16 protein-coding genes are annotated in these 17,082 nt (G+C 58.2%); 12 read left to right on the top strand and 4 right to left on the bottom strand.

Annotated features, from left to right (window positions below; genetic code table 11):
• Positions 1-159 precede the first annotated feature (159 nt).
• The 6 genes from prmB (at position 160) to A1830_RS11165 (ending at position 4,884) form a co-directional block, all read left to right on the top strand.
• Positions 160-1,092 carry a 50S ribosomal protein L3 N(5)-glutamine methyltransferase gene (gene prmB, locus A1830_RS11190; protein WP_067705779.1) on the top strand — a complete coding sequence of 311 codons (933 nt, stop codon included), beginning with the start codon at positions 160-162 and terminating at the stop codon, positions 1,090-1,092.
• Between the two features lie 100 nt (positions 1,093-1,192).
• On the top strand, positions 1,193-2,278 hold the full coding sequence (aroC, locus tag A1830_RS11185) for a chorismate synthase (RefSeq protein WP_067705777.1): 1,086 nt from the start codon (positions 1,193-1,195) through the stop codon (positions 2,276-2,278).
• Between the two features lie 4 nt (positions 2,279-2,282).
• Positions 2,283-3,107 (top strand): penicillin-insensitive murein endopeptidase, encoded by an 825-nt coding sequence (gene mepA, locus A1830_RS11180; RefSeq protein WP_067705775.1) that lies wholly within the window; start codon positions 2,283-2,285, stop codon positions 3,105-3,107.
• A gap of 9 nt (positions 3,108-3,116) precedes the next feature.
• Positions 3,117-3,920 carry a sulfite exporter TauE/SafE family protein gene (locus A1830_RS11175; RefSeq protein ID WP_067705773.1) on the top strand — a complete coding sequence of 268 codons (804 nt, stop codon included), beginning with the start codon at positions 3,117-3,119 and terminating at the stop codon, positions 3,918-3,920.
• Positions 3,921-4,026: 106 nt separating this feature from the next.
• Positions 4,027-4,572 (top strand): elongation factor P hydroxylase, encoded by a 546-nt coding sequence (locus A1830_RS11170; RefSeq protein ID WP_067705771.1) that lies wholly within the window; start codon positions 4,027-4,029, stop codon positions 4,570-4,572.
• Between the two features lie 30 nt (positions 4,573-4,602).
• Positions 4,603-4,884 (top strand): YfcL family protein, encoded by a 282-nt coding sequence (locus tag A1830_RS11165; RefSeq protein ID WP_067705769.1) that lies wholly within the window; start codon positions 4,603-4,605, stop codon positions 4,882-4,884.
• Positions 4,885-4,962: 78 nt separating this feature from the next.
• On the opposite strand, the gene mnmC is transcribed toward A1830_RS11165, so the two are convergent.
• A complete protein-coding gene (gene mnmC / locus A1830_RS11160) occupies positions 4,963-6,972 on the bottom strand; it encodes a bifunctional tRNA (5-methylaminomethyl-2-thiouridine)(34)-methyltransferase MnmC2/FAD-dependent 5-carboxymethylaminomethyl-2-thiouridine(34) oxidoreductase MnmC1 (protein ID WP_067705767.1) in 2,010 nt (669 codons plus the stop codon).
• A 155-nt stretch (positions 6,973-7,127) separates the two neighbouring features.
• Between mnmC and fabB the strand changes: the two genes are divergently transcribed.
• Both fabB and A1830_RS11150 read left to right on the top strand, forming a co-directional pair.
• Entirely contained in the window at positions 7,128-8,348 is a 1,221-nt protein-coding gene (gene fabB / locus A1830_RS11155) for a beta-ketoacyl-ACP synthase I (RefSeq protein WP_067705765.1), read from the top strand.
• Positions 8,349-8,567: 219 nt separating this feature from the next.
• Positions 8,568-9,740, top strand: coding sequence for an MFS transporter (locus A1830_RS11150; RefSeq protein WP_067705762.1), 1,173 nt, complete (start codon positions 8,568-8,570; stop codon positions 9,738-9,740).
• Here the strand turns inward: A1830_RS11150 and A1830_RS11145 are convergent.
• Entirely contained in the window at positions 9,734-11,167 is a 1,434-nt protein-coding gene (locus A1830_RS11145; protein WP_067705760.1) for a MocR-like pyridoxine biosynthesis transcription factor PdxR, read from the bottom strand. The genes A1830_RS11150 and A1830_RS11145 overlap by 7 nt on opposite strands.
• An 89-nt stretch (positions 11,168-11,256) precedes the next feature.
• Between A1830_RS11145 and A1830_RS11140 the strand changes: the two genes are divergently transcribed.
• Positions 11,257-11,706 (top strand): rhodanese-like domain-containing protein, encoded by a 450-nt coding sequence (locus A1830_RS11140; RefSeq protein WP_067705757.1) that lies wholly within the window; start codon positions 11,257-11,259, stop codon positions 11,704-11,706.
• 15 nt (positions 11,707-11,721) lie between these two features.
• Here the strand turns inward: A1830_RS11140 and flk are convergent, their stop codons facing one another.
• Both flk and A1830_RS11130 read right to left on the bottom strand, forming a co-directional pair.
• On the bottom strand, positions 11,722-12,759 hold the full coding sequence (gene flk / locus A1830_RS11135) for a flagella biosynthesis regulator Flk (RefSeq protein WP_067705755.1): 1,038 nt from the start codon (positions 12,757-12,759) through the stop codon (positions 11,722-11,724).
• A gap of 169 nt (positions 12,760-12,928) precedes the next feature.
• Positions 12,929-13,840, bottom strand: a complete 912-nt coding sequence (locus A1830_RS11130) for a DMT family transporter (RefSeq protein ID WP_067705754.1) — start codon at positions 13,838-13,840, stop codon at positions 12,929-12,931.
• A gap of 139 nt (positions 13,841-13,979) precedes the next feature.
• On the opposite strand from A1830_RS11130, the gene pdxB reads away from it, so the two are divergent.
• The 3 genes from pdxB (at position 13,980) to truA (ending at position 17,068) form a co-directional block, all read left to right on the top strand.
• On the top strand, positions 13,980-15,158 hold the full coding sequence (gene pdxB, locus A1830_RS11125; RefSeq protein WP_067705752.1) for a 4-phosphoerythronate dehydrogenase PdxB: 1,179 nt from the start codon (positions 13,980-13,982) through the stop codon (positions 15,156-15,158).
• 84 nt (positions 15,159-15,242) lie between these two features.
• Positions 15,243-16,253 carry an aspartate-semialdehyde dehydrogenase gene (locus A1830_RS11120; protein ID WP_067705751.1) on the top strand — a complete coding sequence of 337 codons (1,011 nt, stop codon included), beginning with the start codon at positions 15,243-15,245 and terminating at the stop codon, positions 16,251-16,253.
• Positions 16,253-17,068 (top strand): tRNA pseudouridine(38-40) synthase TruA, encoded by an 816-nt coding sequence (gene truA, locus A1830_RS11115; RefSeq protein WP_067705749.1) that lies wholly within the window; start codon positions 16,253-16,255, stop codon positions 17,066-17,068. The genes A1830_RS11120 and truA overlap by 1 nt, the downstream gene beginning before the upstream one ends.
• Positions 17,069-17,082 lie beyond the last annotated feature (14 nt).

Below are 17,082 nucleotides of genomic sequence, written 5' to 3'. Positions count from 1 at the left end.
GACGCGGTTTATCCTGAATCCGCTGCAATAATACCTCCAGTCTACCTGACTTTTGCCATCTGAAAACAAATGTCAGCTTTTTCACGCTGCTGCGCTGAATTTAGCTGCGCTTCATGGCAAACTAGCGGCCAGAGAGTCGCCAGGCCTGTGGAGGGCACGTTGGACAAAATTTTCGTTGATGAGGCAGTCAGGGAACTGCACACCATTCAGGACATGCTGCGCTGGTCGGTCAGCCGCTTTTCCGCCGCCGGGATCTGGTACGGACACGGCACCGATAACCCGTGGGACGAAGCCGTCCAGCTGGTATTGCCGTCGCTTTATCTGCCGCTGGATATTCCGGAAGACATGCGCACTGCGCGGCTGACGACCAGCGAGCGTAATCTGATTGTTGAGCGCGTTATCCGCCGCATCAATGAGCGTATTCCGGTAGCTTATCTGACCAACAAAGCCTGGTTCTGCGGCCATGAATTTTACGTCGATGAGCGCGTACTGGTGCCCCGGTCACCGATTGGCGAGCTGATCAATGCGCGTTTTGACGGGATCGTCACCGATGACCCACAACTTATTCTGGATATGTGTACCGGCAGCGGCTGTCTGGCCATTGCCTGCGCCTATGCCTTCCCGCTGGCCGAGGTGGATGCGGTCGATATCTCTACCGACGCGCTGGCGGTGACCGAGCAGAATATTGACGCACACGGGATGATGCACAACGTGACGCCCATCCGTGCCGACCTGTTCCGGGAGCTGCCGAAAACGCCTTACGATCTGATTGTGACTAATCCGCCGTACGTGGATGAAGAGGACATGGACGATCTGCCCGATGAATACCGCCATGAGCCGGTACTGGGGCTGGCGGCGGGCCGCGATGGGTTGAAGCTGGCGCGTCGTATTCTGGCCAATGCGCCGGACTATCTGAGCGAAAAGGGCGTGCTGATTTGTGAAGTGGGCAACAGCATGGTGCATATGATTGAACAGTATCCCGATGTGCCTTTTACCTGGCTGGAGTTCACCAACGGCGGGGACGGCGTGTTTATGCTGACGCGGCAGCAAATTATCGACGCTGCGCACCATTTCAGCATGTTTAAAGATTAAAAACCCTATACAGCATTGATAAGGCACCCCGCCGGAGGCCCTCACCAGAGGGTTTCCGGCGGCTAACAGTGAGCCTTTAAAACAGAATTAAGAGGTCAAGATGGCTGGTAACACGATTGGGCAGGTTTTCCGTGTCACCACCTTTGGGGAATCCCATGGGGTGGCGCTCGGCTGTATTGTTGACGGCGTACCGCCGGGAATTCCCCTTACCGAAGAGTGCCTTCAGCACGATCTTGATCGTCGCCGTCCCGGCACCTCACGCTATACCACTCAGCGCCGCGAACCTGACCGGGTCAAAATCCTGTCCGGCGTGTTTGAAGGCGTCACCACCGGCACCAGCATCGGCTTACTGATTGAGAATACCGATCAGCGCTCTCAGGACTATGGCGCCATCAAAGATGTCTTCCGCCCTAACCACGCGGATTACACCTACGAACAGAAATATGGTCTGCGTGACTATCGCGGCGGCGGGCGCTCCTCAGCGCGCGAAACGGCCATGCGCGTGGCGGCCGGGGCGATTGCCAAAAAGTACCTGGAAATGAAACACGGGATTGTGGTGCGTGGCTATCTGGCGCAGATGGGCGATGTGGTTTGTGAGCTGCGGGACTGGGATCAGATCGAACAGAACCCTTTCTTTTGCCCCGATCCGTCTAAGCTCGATGCGCTTGACGAACTGATGCGCGCGCTGAAAAAAGAGGGCGATTCCATTGGCGCTAAGGTCGCCGTAGTAGCCGGGAATGTCCCGCCAGGCCTGGGCGAACCGGTATTTGACCGCCTGGATGCTGACCTGGCCCATGCGCTGATGAGCATCAACGCGGTGAAAGGCGTGGAGATCGGAGACGGCTTTGCGGTGGTTAATAAGCGCGGGAGTGAGCATCGGGATGAGATCCGCGCGGACGGCTTTCAGAGCAACCACTCTGGCGGCATTCTCGGCGGTATCAGCAGCGGCCAGCAGATCCTTGCAACGATTGCCATGAAGCCCACCTCGAGCATCACCGTACCGGGTAAAACCATCAATCGCTTTGGCGAAGAGGTGGAAATGATCACTAAAGGTCGCCATGACCCCTGCGTGGGTATTCGCGCGGTGCCTATCGCTGAAGCGATGATGGCGATCGTCCTGATGGACCACCTGCTGCGCCAGCGTGCTCAAAACGCTGACGTGAAAACGGACATCCCACGTTGGTGACCCTGTGAAAAAAATTCTTTTCGCCCTGAGCGCGCTGCTGATTGGCACCGCCAGCTATGCCGCCACGCCCTGGCAATCTATTCGCCAGCCGATCCCTGGGGTGTCGCAGTCCATTGGCGCCTTTGCAAATGGCTGTATCGTAGGCGCGGAAACGCTACCGCTTAATGCTACCGGCTATCAGGTGATGCGTCAGGATCAGCGCCGCTACTTTGGTCATCCCGATCTGATCCTGTTTATCCAGCGGCTCAGCAATCAGGTGCATAACCTGCATCTGGGCGAGGTGATGATCGGGGATATGGGCATGGCGGCGGGCGGGCGCTTTAGCAGCGGTCACGCCAGCCACCAGTCCGGGCTGGATGTGGATATCTGGCTACAGCTGCCTCAGACCCGCTGGAGTGAGCAGATGCTGCTAAAGCCGCAGCCACTTGATCTGGTCTCGGCCGATGGCAAAAGCGTTGTCGCCCGACACTGGCAGCCGCAAATCGACAGCCTTATTAAGCTGGCAGCGAAGGACAGCGACGTCACGCGCATTTTCGTTAATCCGGCGATTAAACAGCAGCTCTGCGCCGATGCCGGAGCGGATCGCGACTGGCTGCGCAAGGTAAGGCCCTGGTTTGGTCATCGGGCACATATGCACGTGCGTCTGCGCTGTCCGGCGGGAAGCCTGCAGTGTCAGGATCAGCCCGCTCCTCCGCCGGGCGACGGCTGCGGCGCAGAGTTGCAGAGCTGGTTTGCGCCGCCGAAGCCCGGCAGCGGGAAACCGGTAAAACGTGAGCCGCCGCCGCTTCCGGCCGCCTGTCAGGCACTGCTGGATAAACATCTTCTGTAAGGACAAAGAATGGACTGGTTTGTCGTCAGCCCGCTGCTGGTTGCGGGGCTGTTTTTTATCGCTATGCTGGCCGGGTTTATTGACTCCATTGCCGGAGGTGGCGGGCTGCTGACGGTTCCGGCCCTGCTGTCGTTTGGGCTTTCCCCGGCGCAGGCGCTGGCGACGAATAAAGTACAGTCCGTTGGCGGCTCCTTCTCTGCCAGCCTCTACTTTGTCAGGCGTAAGGCGGTGGATCTCCGCGAGCAGAAGCTCAATATCGCCATGGCCTTTGTTGGCTCTGTAGTGGGCGCAATCCTGATCCAGCATATCCATGCTGAACTGCTGCGTCAGGTCCTGCCGCTGCTGCTGATTGCTATCGGGCTCTACTTTTTGCTGATGCCGAAAGTGGGCGAAGAGGATCGTCATCGCCGGCTGCACGGTTTGCCTTTTGCGCTGGTGGCAGGAGGCTGTGTCGGCTTCTATGACGGTTTTTTCGGACCCGGCGCTGGCTCTTTTTACGCGCTGGCCTTTGTCACCCTCTGCGGCTATAACCTGGCCCGCTCCACCGCGCATGCTAAGGTCCTGAACTTCACCTCTAACCTGGGCGGCCTGCTGTTTTTTATGTTCGGCGGCAAGGTGGTGTGGGGAACCGGGCTGGTGATGCTGGTGGGGGCGATATGTGGTGCCAGACTGGGCGCGAGGATGGTGCTCAGCCGTGGACAGGCGCTGATCCGTCCAATGGTGGTCACCGTCTCTGCCGTAATGAGCGCCAAACTGCTGTATGACAGCCACGGCGCGGCAATTGCAGCCTGGTGTCACCAGCTATTTGCCTGAGATAATAACGGCGTTTGGGCCTGTCAGGGATGGCGCAGGCCGGTAACATTCTCCCTCCGACGCGCAGCAGCCATCCTGCGCGGATCTGTTCCAGAAGAAACGAATCATGAGAACGACACACGATTATTCACAGCTGATTGAGATTTTTGACCGCTGCTTTTATCAGGACTTTCAGACCCGCCTGATTAAAGGCGATGACGAACCGATCTATCTTCCTGCTGACGACGAGGTGAATTATCACCGCGTGGTGTTTGCTCACGGCTACTACGCCAGCGCCCTGCATGAGATTTCCCACTGGTGTATCGCCGGGGCCGAACGCCGCAAACTGGTTGATTTTGGCTACTGGTACTGCCCGGACGGACGCGATGCCACGACGCAAAGCCAGTTTGAATCCGTTGAAATTAAGCCCCAGGCGCTGGAGTGGCTGTTTTGTGTTGCAGCAGGGTTTCCCTTCAACGTAAGTTGTGACAATCTCAGTGGAGACTGTGAGCCGGATCGCATCGCTTTTCAGCGCAGGGTTCATGCACAGGTGATGACGTACTTTGAACAGGGCATACCCGCCCGCCCGGCGCGCTTTATTGCCGAACTTTGCACTTATTACTCAACGCCCCCGCTAACCGCGTCACAGTTTCCATGGCCGGAAGATCTGTGATGATGGGGGAAAGCAAGCAAGAGGAACGATATGATTGACGAATTTGAAGCGCGGATCCTGGCCCTGATCGACGATATGGTGGAGAGTGCCAGCGACGATGAGCTTTTTGCCAGCGGCTATCTGCGTGGTCATCTGACCCTGGCGGTGGCAGAGATCGAACAGTCGGGCGAACATACGCCGGAGGCCCTGCAAATTCAGGTGCAGCAAAGCCTGCAAAACGCAATCCAGGCCGGCGAGCTCTCGCCGCGCGATCAGGCGCTGGTGATTGGCATGTGGGACAATCTGTTTCTCCAGGCGCGTAAGTCTGCCTGATTAAGGAAAGGCTGTTAATTCTCATCTTTACCCTTTGCTGAGAATTTGCATCCTTTCTGTTGGTATCACAAATCAGGTTTAGTCGAAGGTTTTCACCGCTTTTCCCTTCAGGAGCTTCCTGACCCAGTAACGGTTGGGATGCATCGCGGCCAGCGTATCGCGATCCAGCGGGATCGGTTCGCCGCATAGTTCGGCGGCCAGCACCTCGGCGGCGAGCGGGCCGCTGCATAATCCCCGCGACCCCAGCGCGCCCAGAACGAACAGGCCGTTATGCAGTGGGGCGTCTGATGCCTGGTCCTTATGCTGCGCCAGAGTGGTGTACTCCGCGAGCGTACGCGCATAGTCCGGCAGCGGCCCGCTCATCGGCATATGGTCGCGGGTGGCGCAGCGCACGCTGCTTCGGGCCTGGCCTGCGCTCACATCCACCTCCTCTGGCCACGCCTGATGGGGCAGACAGCGGATCAGCCGCTGGCGATTTTCCTGCTGATCGGCCTCGCGGTAGGCCGTTGAGCTGTCGGCGCGATGGTAGCTGGCACCGATGCAGTGATGCTGATTATGTCGATTAGCCGGTGTCAGGTAACCGTCGTAGCACAGTACCTGCTTTAGCTGCGCCAGCATGGGCGTGGTGGGAATATGGCTCACCTGGCCGCTAACCGGATAGGCGGGTAGTTTTTCACTTTGCGGAAAGGAGGCGAGTTCGTGTCCGGTCGCCAGCACGACGGTCGGAGCCTGCTGGCTCGGCAGGTCGGAAAAATTGAGCGTCCAGCGGCCATTCTGCTCCGTCAGCCCGGTCAGGCGGTGATTCCAGTGCAGCCTGAGCCCGCACTGTTCTGCCTGTTCAAGCAGCTGTGCCGTGAGCTGGGCGGGGGAAAGCCAGCCGCCCAGCGGGTAGGTCATGCCACCGCATCCTGTCTCAACGCCGCACAGCGCTTCGGCCTCCTGAGTATCAACCCTGCGGGCTATCTCTTCCGGCAGCGCCAGGGTCAGCATTTTAGCGATTTTTTCCGCACTCTTTTCATCCCAGGCCAGCTGCGTGACGCCGCACCAGTCGTGATCGAACGACAGCGCAAGGGCGTCATAAAAGCGTCGGGCAAAGGTGAAGGCGGTGGGAAAAAAGGTCGCCAGCGCCGGGTCGTGATGATTAAGCAGCGGGTAGAGCGCGCCCTGGCGGTTACCGGAGGCGCCTGCGGCAGGCCGCGCGGCGGCGCTGTAGAGCGTGACGTTTTTACCGCGTCGCAGCAGCGCCAGGGCGAGCAGGGCGCTGGCTACGCCGCCGCCAATCAGCGCAATGTCGTCGCCTTCTGCCGCCGGGCGGGCGTACCACGGCTGCTGTTTACGCACGGGGGAGACCGCCTTCATCTCGCCGCAGGTCATCTCGCGTTTTGGGCCAAAACCTTTGCGCTTTCCTGCCTCAAAACCGGCATCGGTCAGTCCGCGTCGGACAAAACCCGCGGCGGTAAAGGTCGCCAGCGTACAGCCCTGACGCGCCAGCTTTGCCATGCAGGCGAACAGCTCCGGCGTCCACATATCCGGATTTTTTGATGGCGCAAAGCCATCCAGAAACCAGGCATCAACCTGCTGCGTCAGGCTGTCATCAAAAGTGTGGATCAGCTGATTAATATCGCCAAACCACAGATCGAGCGTGACGCGGCCCTCATCCAGCAACAGGCGGTGGCAGCCGGGCAGGGCAACGGGCCACTGTGCCTGTAGCGCGGCGGCATACTTTGCCAGCGTCGGCCAGCGGGACTGAGCACTGGTCAGATCGGCAAGATTAAGCGGATATTTCTCACAGCTGACAAAGTGTAAACGCTGTAATCTTGAGTCCGGATGCTGCTGCCTGAATTGATCAAACACCTGCCAGAGGGCTAAAAAGTTCAGTCCGGTGCCAAACCCCGTTTCCGCGGTAATAAACAGTGCTCTGGGATGGTGTTCAAAGCGGTCGGGTATTTGGTTGCCGCCAAGGAAAACGTGTCGGGTTTCTTCAAGGCCGCTTTCGTTAGAAAAATAGACATCGCCAAATGCTCGGGATACAGGTGTACCTTCTTCATTCCAGCTCAGTTCGGCGTGCTCAATGGGGACATTTTTCACGGCAAAAGCTCAGTTATCAGGCAGTGCCGCGATTGTAACGGTGTGAGCCAGCTCGCGCAAATTTACAAAAGTAAAATGCTGATCGGACTTGTTCGGCGTACAACTGTAAGCTAAAGTGCTCCTCGAATCCTAATATAGAAGTTATGAGGTATTGAATGAAACGTGCAGTGATTACAGGCCTGGGAATCGTCTCCAGCATTGGTAATAACCAGGAGGAAGTTCTGACGTCCCTGCGTGAAGGTCGCTCCGGCATTACCTTCTCTCAGGAGCTAAAAGATTCCGGCATGCGTAGTCACATCTGGGGTAACGTCAAACTTTCTAAAGACGAAATCGCCAGCCTCATCGATCGCAAAAGTCTGCGCTTTATGAGTGACGCGTCCATTTATGCTTATATCTCTATGCTGGAAGCGGTTAAAGACTCTGGCCTGACCAACGAGCAGTACCAGAACAACCCGCGCGTGGGTCTGGTTGCCGGTTCCGGCGGCGGTTCACCTTACAACCAGGCAGCCAGCGTTGACGGCATGCGCGCTAAAGGCCTGCGCGGCGTGGGTCCTTATATGGTTACCAAGGCGATGGCCTCCGGCGTTTCCGCCTGCCTGGCAACCCCGTTTAAAATTCACGGCGTCAACTACTCCATCAGCTCGGCCTGTGCGACCTCTGCGCACTGTATCGGTAACGCCGTTGAGCAGATCCAACTCGGCAAACAGGATGTGGTATTTGCTGGCGGCGGCGAAGAGCTGTGCTGGGAAATGTCCTGCGAATTTGACGCAATGGGCGCGCTCTCAACCCGTTACAACGAAACGCCTGAGCTGGCGTCCCGTACTTACGATACCAGCCGCGATGGTTTTGTTATTGCAGGCGGCGGCGGCATGGTCGTGGTGGAAGAGCTGGAGCATGCGCTGGCACGTGGAGCTCACATCTATGCAGAAGTGGTTGGCTACGGCGCAACCTCCGATGGTGCGGACATGGTTGCACCATCTGGCGAAGGCGCAATGCGCTGTATGCGACTGGCGATGCAGGGCGTGGATACCCCAATCGACTATCTGAATACGCACGGTACGTCCACGCCAGTGGGTGATGTGAAAGAGCTTGGCGCAATCCGTGAAGTGTTCAGCGATGCGATGCCTGCGATGTCAGCGACCAAAGCGATGACTGGCCACTCACTGGGTGCGGCAGGCGTTCAGGAAGCAATCTACTCGCTGCTGATGCTGGAGCACGGATTTATTGCCCCGAGCATCAACATTGACGAGCTGGATCCTGCTGCTGAGGGTCTGAATATCGTGACCAAACCGACCGAGCAGACGCTGAAGACTGTGATGTCCAACAGCTTCGGCTTTGGCGGCACCAACGCCACGCTGGTGATGCGCAAGCTGTAATCACCGTGGGTTGCAAAAAAAGGGAGAGTCCGTAAGGGCTGTCCCTTTTTTTATTGCCAGTCAGACGCTTTTTATTTAAGTTAACGCCTTCAACGTCGTCACGATGTTGCGTAAGCGTTTAACGTTAACCAACGCATCCGTTCCGCTGCTTCGGCATCGGCAACACGGGTGCGCGTAGTTAACGCACCCTTACGTTATTACAAGGAGAGGCGTGACACTATGTCTGCGGTTACTATCACATCCCCTGCCAGCGCGACGGTTTCGCTGGGCAGTATCTCATTCGCTGTATTCTTAACTTACCTTACTGCCGGGCTGGCGCTGCCGGTTATTCCGCTGTTTGTCCATCAGCAGCTCGGGCTGAATAACGTGATGGTCGGCGTGGCCGTCGGCATTCAGTTTTTCGCCACGCTGCTGACGCGCGGCTACGCGGGCAGGCTGGCCGATCAGCGTGGTGCAAAGCGATCGACGCTACAGGGCATGCTGGCCTGTGCGCTGGTTGGGGTCGCCTACGTACTGGCGGCGGTGCTGCCAGTACCGGTGATGGCAAAGTTTGCGCTGCTGGTGGTGGGCAGGCTGCTGCTGGGCTTTGGCGAAAGCCAGCTGCTGACCGGGAATCTGACCTGGGGCATGGGTCTGGTCGGGCCAAAGCGTTCGGGGCAGGTGATGTCATGGAACGGTATGGCGATTTACGGCGCGCTTGCGGCCGGTGCGCCGCTGGGATTATGGCTTCACAGTCAGTGGGGCTTTCTGGCGATGGGCATTGCAACGATTTTTTTGCCGCTGGTCGCTCTGCTGTTCAACGTCTGGGTCAAACCCGTGCCCACGCACGGAGGAGAACGTCCATCGCTGTGGAAGGTGATTGGGCAAATTCTGTCGCCGGGCTGTGCGCTGGCGCTCCAGGGGACGGGTTTTGCCGTTATTGGCACCTTTACCTCGCTCTATTTCGCCAGTCAGCACTGGGGCAATGCCGGGCTGGCGCTTACCGCGTTTGGCCTGGCTTTTGTTCTGGTCCGCGTCCTGTTTGGCGGATTGCCGGACCGCTTCGGCGGCGTGCGCGTGGCGCTAATTTCGCTGTTGGTTGAAGCCATTGGGCTGCTAATCCTGGGGTTTGCCAGTAGCGGAACGATGGCGCTGGCGGGCGCTGCGCTGACCGGCTGTGGCTGTTCGCTGGTATTCCCGGCGATGGGGGTTGAAGTGGTGAAGCGCGTCGCTCCCCAGGTACGCGGCACGGCGCTGGGCGGTTTCTCTGCCTTTCAGGATATCGCCTACGGAGCCAGCGGGCCGTTAACCGGGATCCTCGCAACATCTCTGGGCTACGGCTCGGTTTATCTCGCTGGCGCTGCCTGCGCGCTGCTGGGTATTGCCGTAGTCATGACCGTCGGCCGTCAGTAGCGCAGCCGCGCCAGCTTATCGACGGCATGAATAATCTCCGCCCGCGTCAGGGCGGAGAAACCGAGTAGCCAGCCCTGTGGCGGCGACGCTGAGGCATAAAGAGGCGACAGACGCGGTAGCAATAGCCCATCGGCGCGCGCCTGCTGCGATAATTTTTCTTCTTCCCCGCCGGTCAGGGTCACGGCCAGCTGTAACCCATTACCCCGGCTCATGATCTGCAGCTTGTCGCCCAGTTTATGCTGAATCTCATCCAGCAGCAGATTGCGGCGACTGGCGTAAAGCCTGCGCATTAATCGCAGATGCGCCTGCAAATGACCGTTATGAATAAATTCGGCGGTGATGGCCTGCATTAATTGCGCACTGTGACCGTCCATCAGGCTGCGCAGTCGGCAAAGCGGATCGACAAGCGAAGAGGGAACAACCAGATACGCCAGCCTTAACGAGGGGAACATGACTTTCGAGAATGTCCCCAGATACAGCACGCGTCCGTCGTTATCAAGACCCTGCAATGAAGGTACTGGCGGCGCATCGTAATAAAACTCGCTGTCGTAATCATCCTCAATCAGCCAGCAATTATGCTCACGAGCCCATGCCAGCCATTGCAGCCGTCGATGGAGGCTCATGGTGATGCCGGTAGGATACTGATGGGACGGCGTCAGGTAGGCCAGTTTCATCCGCGTGTTTTCCGGAAGCACTGCCCCATCGTTATCAAGTGGCAGGCTGCGCATGTCAGCCCCGGTGCTGATAAACGCATTACGCGCTCCCGGATAGCCGGGATCTTCCATTCCCACGCTGTCGCCTGGATCGCAAAGTAATACGGCCAGCATCTGCAGCGCCTGCTGAGAGCTGGTAACGATAATGACCTGGCCGGGATCGCATCTGACACCGCGCGATAGCGCAAGGTAGTTTGCCACTGCCTCCCGTAACGCTGGCAGCCCCTGAGGACAACCATAGCGCATCAGGGATTCGCCATTCTGACGAAGCGTTTGCGCGGTTATCCGCCGCCAGAGGCTATGGGGAAAAGCGCGGAGGTCCGGGGAACCGGCGGCAAATGCCTGGGGAAAGAGAGGATCGGTGCAGCCACCTGTTGCAATGATGCTGCGCCCACGCGCAGACAGGCTAATTTTGGCGTCACCGGGCGCTTTTTTCTCCGCTCTGCCAGCCGGAAGTACAATCGCGACATAGGTGCCGCGTCCGGTTAAGCGATACAGATAGCCCTCACTCTCTAACTGGCTATAAGCGGCCTCCACGGTCACGCGTGAGATGCTGAGATCGCAGGCAAGCAGCCTTGATGAGGGCAGGCGGTCTCCCTTCTGTACTTTGCCACTGTTGATAAGCTGGCGCAGCGTTGCACAGAGTTTTTCTCGCAGGGTAAGGGCGGTCTGTGCAGCAAAAAGCGATATCAACGGCAGGGTAGTGAGCGCCACGGTGGTCTTATCTTCTGCATGAAATGGGTATCAGTATTAAGGCCATATCCCCGTATCATTACCTGATACCTTCAATAAAGGAAGTCACTATGTCTGGATCTGCCGTTCTGCAATTCCCGCCGCCCTCTGCCTCTCAAAGTGCAGGCTGGCTGCATGAAAAGCTTTCCCATTATACCGACGCCTGGGATCTCGCCCAGGATTTAGCCAATGGGATCCGGGAAATTATTGTGCTTGATGTACGATCCACCGAACAATATCTGGCCGGGCATATCTGCGGTGCGATAAGTTTCCCGCACCGGACGATGACGCATGAATCATTGCTACTGCTGGATCGTGACAAAGTCTATGTAACCTATTGTGATGGGATTGGTTGCAATGGTTCAACCAAAGGGGCCTGGAAGCTGGCGTCAGCGGGTTTGCGGGTAAAAGAGTTAATTGGCGGACTGGATTTCTGGCTACGCGACGGTCATCCGCTGGTACAGGGGGAGGCGGCAGGGGGCTGGCCCACGCAGTCCCAGGTGCGGGACTGCGGCTGCTAACGGTCTGCGGTTAACTCAGAGAAGGACCCACAGCAGAAAGCCAACCAGCACCAGTACCGCGAAGGCCGTGAATACCGGGCGATTAACGATCGGTTGCAGTACCTGCGGCACATAGCCAAATAGCGGCGCCACAATCGGCTGGGGATGGATCTCACTGTCCGCCAGCGGCTGTTCTCTCAGCCGTTCGGCTCGACGCGCAAACAGCAGATTCATCAAATCCTGTGCCTGGTACGGCGTTAATACTGCCTGCGGCGGTAGCTGGAAGCGCTGCTGACTGGCGTCTTCCAGCAGCCGCTGTTCTGCATGGTCAGAGGGCACTTTCAGCGAGGCCAGCAGCATTGGCAGCGTTGGCGCAGCGTGTTGACTCAGCGTTTGGCTAACCTGTAAATACTGGGTCAGGAGCGGAAAGAGACGCGAAGGGATCGGATCGCCGCTGTGCAGATTGACGACTTTGAGTACCGAAGCCCACAGCTTAACGGGCTGTTCGCCGGTCGCCGCCGCCAGTCGGGCAATCTGCTGGTTGAGCGTATGGTGTTCCGCAGGCAGCAGCGAACGATCGGTAATGCGGTTTTGCTGCGGCTGAGGAATAGCCATCTGACCATTTTGCAGCATCGTCAGCACCTGGCGCAGCTGATCGGGATTCAGCGAGCTAAGTACGGTATGACCAAACTGTTGACGAATAAAGTCGCTGACTGCCTGGCGATTGTTACCCGCGGGCAGCAGGTCGGTAAGCTGTTGAAACAGCTGGCGGGTGGCGTGGGTATTTTGTACCTGCGACAGACGTGTATTAAGAAACTGTTCGGCCGCGGGAAAGTGGCGCGCCAGCAGTCCTGCATCATTCTTTACACCGACTTCGTGGCGCATTCCTGCCCACAGCTCAGGCGATTTCAGCGCGCTGAGCGACATGATTTTTACAATCAGTCTTTCCAGCGTGGTGCGCTGCGCGGGAGACAGTGGCTGATCGCCCGGGCCAGTGCGACTGGCATCCGTTCTGGCATCGATCGTCGAGCGATCGCCGGGTATCGGCGCACCGGGGCCACTGAGAGGTTGCATGGCAAAAATCCTTCACTAAAGGTCTGTGTCCGGGGCGCGCCGGAAAGGTTGATTCACCATGATAACAATCCCGCCCTGCGATAGGTAGAGGCCAGGGGCTGCCAGGGCAATTATTTTCAGTACCGGGAAAAATGGGGCAGGTCTGCCAGCTGCGGGCAGACACGCACCGTCAGGGCGGGGGCGGGTTATTCCCATCTGCCCGTGCCTTCCGGAACATCAGCGGCGTGCGCAGTCGCTGTGCCAGAATCACCCCCAGCAGAGTAATTCCCCCGCCAATATAGTGATAGCTGTGTAACTGTTCGTGCAGAAAAAGCACGGCAATAATGGCGGTAAAAATGGGGGCCAGATTCATAAAAACAGAGGCCGTATTGGCACCCATACGCACCATGCCCTGGATCCACAGGAAAGGTGCCACCACAGAGGCCGGGATCCCGGCAAATAGCACCAGCGGGATATTATGCAGATTTAAGGAGACGTCCTGCGCCAGCAGAAAATTGGGCAGCAGCATCAGCACGCCGAACAGTATCTGTACGTAAAGGCTTTGCCAGCCCGGCAGGGCAATCGCCCAGCGCTTCGTCAGTACGCCGTAAAGGGCATACGAGGTGGAGGCCGCGAACATCATCAGCTCACCTTTACCCAGCCCCTGCGCCAGCAGCCGCTGAGGATGGCCCTCGCTGACCAGCCACACCAGCCCGCCAAACGAGAGCAGGCTACCGATGACGATCCCCATTGTGGGTGCCAGGCGCAGCAGTACAATTCCGATCAGCACGGTAAGCAGCGGGATCAGCGCGTTCAGTATCCCCATAAACAGTGCGCTAACGCTGTGCGCAGCGTAATAGGCCAGGCTTTGATACAGCACCATGCCCAGCAGTCCAAGAACCAGCAGCTTCCACCACAGCGGCTTAATCTGCTGACGATTGCGCCAGGCGCCGGGTAATACAAACGGCGTGAGCACCAGCAGGGCCAGCAGCCAGCGGTAAAAGGAGATGGCGGCGGGATCGATCGCGCCGGCAGAAACTTTGCTAACAATTGCGTTAACCGACCAGATTAATACGGCCAGCAGAGGGAACAGGAAATTCACAGGCAGCCCGGGATTACGTTCATCATGGTGACCAGTGTAACCTTCTCAGGTAGAGGACAGATACTGATAATCCGACTTTACCCTTACCGCAGAGGGCCGCCGCACCGAAGGCTTATCCCTTTAGCAGGTTTGTGGCAGAATGTCTGCCCTCACTGGCTTATGCAGGAAACCGATTGTGAAAATCCTCGTTGATGAAAATATGCCCTATGCCCGGGAACTCTTTAGCCGCACCGGTGATGTGGTGGCGGTTCCGGGGCGTCCCGTCCCCCCGGCAGCGCTGGATGATGCGGATGGACTGATGGTGCGTTCGGTCACTAAAGTGAATGCCGGGCTGCTGAGCGGTAAGCCGGTAAAATTTGTCGGCACCGCCACCGCTGGCACCGATCACATTGATGAGGTTTTTCTGAAAGAGCAGGGGATTGCCTTTTCGGCTGCCCCCGGCTGTAACGCCATTGCCGTGGTCGAATATGTCTTCTCTGCGCTGCTGCTGCTGGCGGAACGCGACGGCTTTCAGCTGACAGATCGGACGGTAGGTATCGTCGGTGTGGGTAACGTTGGCCGTCGTCTGCAGGCGCGGCTTGAGGCGCTGGGAGTTCGTACCCTGCTGTGTGACCCGCCGCGCGCCGACCGTGGCGACCCGGAGGATTTCCTGCCGCTCAACGCGGTGGTCGCCCAGGCGGACATAATCACCTTCCATACGCCGCTTTATAAGCAGGGTGAGTACAAAACGCTGCACCTGGCCGACGAGGCGCTGCTGCTGGCGCTGAAGCCCGGCAGCATCCTGATCAACGCCTGTCGCGGACCAGTGGTGGATAACGCCGCACTGCTGAAGGTTTTGCAACAGCGCAGCGATCTCAGCGTGGTGCTGGACGTGTGGGAACCCGAACCCGAGCTTTCCCTGCCGCTGCTGGAAAAAGTCGATATTGCCACCGCGCATATAGCCGGATACACCCTGGAAGGTAAAGCGCGCGGCACCACCCAGGTCTTTGAAGCCTGGACGGCCTGGCTCGGCCAGCCGCAGCAGGTGGCGCTGGATACGCTGCTGCCCGCGCCTGAATTTACCCATATTACCCTTAACGGCAGGCTGGATCAGGCAACGCTAAAAAGAGTGGTGCATCTGGTGTATGATGTGCGCCGCGATGATGCGCCGCTGCGGAAGGTGGCGGCTATACCGGGAGAGTTTGACCGGCTACGCAAAAATTATCTTGAGCGTCGTGAGTGGTCTTCACTGCGGGTAAGCTGCGATGTGGAAGAGACGGCGCTTTTGCTGAAAAAACTGGGTTTTAATGCGGTTTTTCATCCGCTTTCCGCAGGCTGAACGCTGGCCGGACGGAATAGAATGCTTCTCCGGGCGGTACTGCACCGCCCTTAATTTTTTATGTCATTTCTGGAGTAAACCAACATGTCTGACGGCTGGAATATCGCGCTACTGGGCGCGACAGGCGCAGTAGGGAGAGCTTTACTGGAATTACTGGCTGAACGTCAGTTCCCGGTTGGTGAGCTGTATGCGCTGGCAAGCGAGCGCAGCGCGGGCGAAACGCTGCGCTACGAGGGCAAATCACTGCTGGTCACGGATGCGAATGAATTTGACTGGTCGCAGGTGCAGCTGGCCTTTTTCGTCGCCGGTCGTGAGGCCTCGGCACGTTATGCGGATGAGGCGGCGAACAGCGGCTGCCTGGTGATTGACTCCAGCGATCTGTTCGCGCTTGAGCCGGACGTACCGCTGGTGGTGCCGGACGTCAACCCGCAGGTGCTGGCCGACTACCGCAACCGCAATATCATCAGCGTTGCCGACAGCGTCACCAGTCAGCTGCTGTGCGCAATCAAACCGCTGGTTGATGTTGCTGGCCTTGGTCGTTTACAGGTCACCAGCCTGATTGCCGCCTCGGCGCACGGCAAAGCCGCCGTAGATTCGCTGGCGGGAGAAAGCGCCCGCCTGCTCAACGGCCTGCCAACGGAGGAAACGTTTTTCGATCGCCAGCTGGCGTTCAATATGCTGCCGCTGCTGCCTGATGCCGAGGGCAGCGTAGTGCAGGAGCGCCGCCTGGTCGATCAGGTGCGTAAAGTTCTTCAGGATGAAGGCCTGCCAATCACCGTTTCCACGGTTCAGGCGCCGGTTTTTTACGGCAACGCGCAGGTAGTACATATCGAAAATCTGCGGCCCATGTCGGCTGAGGAAGCACGAGACGCGCTTGCGCAGGCGGAGGATATCCTGCTGTCTGACGAGGACGATTACCCCACCCAGGTCGGCGATGCCTCCGGGAGTGCTCAGCTCAATCTGGGATGCGTACGTAATGATTACGGCATACCTGAAATGGTGCAGTTCTGGTCAGTGTCAGACAACGTGCGTTTTGGTGGCGCGCTGATGGCGATTAAAACCGCCGAGAAGCTGGTGCAGGAGTATCTGTACTGATGTCAGACGCGGGACTGCCGCAGCCGTCACATAAAGTGGCGCTCGGCATTGAATATGACGGTAGCCGCTATTATGGCTGGCAGCGGCAGCAGGAAGTGAGAAGCGTCCAGGAAAAGCTGGAAAAAGCGCTGGCGGCGGTGGCGAATCATCCGGTCAGCGTTTTCTGCGCGGGCCGCACCGATGCGGGCGTTCACGGCACCGGCCAGGTGGTACATTTTGAAACCACGTCGGTGCGCAAGGATGCGGCCTGGACGCTGGGCGTGAATGCTAACCTGCCGCCTGACATAGCCGTTCGCTGGGTCAAAGCGGTGCCGGATGATTTTCACGCCCGCTTCAGCGCCACGGCGCGCCGCTATCGCTATGTTATCTATAACCGGCGTCTGCGCCCGGCGATCCTGCACGGCGGCGTGACCCACTTTTATCATCCTCTGGATGTTGAAAAAATGCAGCGTGCCGGTCAGTGCCTGCTGGGTGAGAATGACTTCACGTCATTTCGCGCGGTACAGTGCCAGTCGCGTACGCCCTGGCGCAACCTGATGCACCTCACCGTCAGCCGCTACGGAGCCTACGTGGTGGTAGATATCAAGGCGAACGCCTTTGTGCATCATATGGTACGCAACATCGTCGGCAGCCTGATGGAAGTAGGCTGTGGGAATCAGCCGGAAAGCTGGATGGCAGAACTGCTGGCGGCAAAAGATCGCAAGCTGGCTGCCGCAACCGGCAGGGCGGAAGGGCTCTACCTGGTGGCGGTCGATTATCCCGAACGCTATGATTTACCTCGTCCGCCGATGGGACCGCTGTTCCTCGTGGATTAATCCTGGTCCGAAGT

Source organism: Erwinia sp. ErVv1, from assembly GCF_900068895.1.
Lineage (GTDB): Bacteria > Pseudomonadota > Gammaproteobacteria > Enterobacterales > Enterobacteriaceae > Erwinia.
This window is presented reverse-complemented; position numbering and strand designations above follow the sequence as displayed.